Origin of the sequence: Vibrio sp. 10N.286.49.E11 (assembly GCF_041469505.1) — a bacterium.
GTDB classification, from domain to species: domain Bacteria; phylum Pseudomonadota; class Gammaproteobacteria; order Enterobacterales; family Vibrionaceae; genus Vibrio; species Vibrio crassostreae_C.
In genome coordinates this window covers 1-1,784 of sequence record NZ_JBFRKQ010000046.1, presented here as the reverse complement: position 1 = coordinate 1,784, position 1,784 = coordinate 1, and the positions used below count along the sequence as shown (strand labels likewise).

The 1,784-nt window shown below is 47.4% G+C and carries 1 protein-coding gene; it reads left to right on the top strand.

Annotation, left to right across the window (positions count from 1 at the left end):
• Window positions 1-563: 563 nt before the first annotated feature.
• Window positions 564-1,784, top strand: a 1,221-nt coding sequence (gene ltrA, locus AB4167_RS10915) for a group II intron reverse transcriptase/maturase (RefSeq protein ID WP_170964223.1), incomplete at its 3' end; no start/stop codon positions are given.

The following is a 1,784-nucleotide window of genomic DNA, read 5'->3' as shown; positions in this document are numbered from 1 at the left end:
TTGTGCGCCGAGCATGGCGTTGATCTAGGAGGTGAAAGTCCTCTACGGGCTCAGTCGAGCGAGAACCGTTAGCCTATGCAAGGGTGTTCACCGTGAGGTGAAATCTGAAGGAAGCAAATGGCAAAACTTGGTTGTGACGAACAGAAATCTGATAGTAGGTCATTACAACTTGGGCAACCTAGCAATAGATAGAATAGCCCGATGCCTCGACGGGAAGTGTGTAGTGATAAATCAGGCACGGCCAAGGGAAAGAGCAACGTCTTACCTCGGGAGATCTTATTACTTGTCTCGATAGAGACTAATACAGCAGCGATGCGGTATGACGAGCAATAAGAAGTCAGCAGAAGGCATAGTACCTTAAGGAAGTACAACTTAAGGGAAGGCCCGAACTGAATATATCAAGAAGCAGTCACTAGACACTCAATCATGTGGGGTCATAGCAAGATGAAAACCATCTCTACGTCCCAATGGGCGATACAGCAAGTAAAGCTCATGGTGATGAAGAATGACAAGCATGATTGGCGTAAACAGGAGGACGAGTCTTGGTGATCTCAACGTCGTTGATGGAGCAAATCTGCTCTTCAACCAACTTGAATCAAGCTCTACGAAGAGTGAAGAAGAACAAAGGATGTGCAGGTGTCGACAAACTCGACATAGATGCGACTATCTCAACACTTCGACAGGCTTCAAATGGGCAAGCGCTTCGCCAGAGTCTTCTGGAAGGAAGCTACCAACCTCAACCGGTACTTGGTGTAGAAATCCCTAAACCTAGTGGTGGCGTAAGGCAACTAGGTATCCCAACCGTGCTTGATAGAGTTGTCCAACAGGCAATGACCTCAGTACTGTCAGATATCTATGACCCCAAGTTCTCCAATAGCAGTTACGGATTTAGACCAAACCGCAGTGCGCACCATGCATTAACGGCAGCCAGTCATTACATCCGAGAAGGTCGAGGTTATGTTGTAGATATCGACCTAGCGAAATACTTCGACACAGTGAATCACGATAGACTGATGTACAGACTGTCACAGGACATCAGTGATAAACGAGTGTTGAAGCTCATCAGGTCATATCTACAGGCAGGCATAATGCGAAACGGGATGGTTGAACAGAGACAAAGAGGGACACCACAGGGTGGACCATTATCCCCGTTGCTATCCAATATCGTATTAGATGAACTGGATAAAGAGTTAGAGCGCAGAGGGCATAAGTTCTGTCGATATGCAGACGACTGCCAAATCTACGTTCATAGTGAAGAAGCCGCTTATCGAGTTAAAGAGTCGATAACGGAGTTCTTGGAGCAAAAGCTGAAGCTCACGGTAAATCGAGAGAAAAGTGGTGCGACAAGAGTGACAGAGCGGACTTACTTAAGCCACCGCTTCGGGATAGATGGAACAATCCATCTATCGAAGGCAGCACAAACTCAAATGAAGAAGCGAGTGCGGCAGATAACGAAGCGAAACCGAGGGCGAGAGTTGCAAGCAGTCATAGCGGAATTAACTCAATACCTAAGAGGTTGGCAACACTACTTCAAACTCGCCATACGGAAAAGCAGCTTGCAGCGCTTAGACGAATGGATACGGCGACGGCTACGATGTTACCGCTTAAAACAACGCAAACGCAGATACGGCATAGCGACATGGTTACAACAACAAGGTGTAACGGAGCGCAATGCGTGGAAGGTAGCGATGTCAGATAAAGGGTGGTGGCACTTGGCCTTAACGCCGCAGTTAAATCACGCCATGCCAATAAAATGGTTCGAGGAGTTGGGCCTGTACTCATTG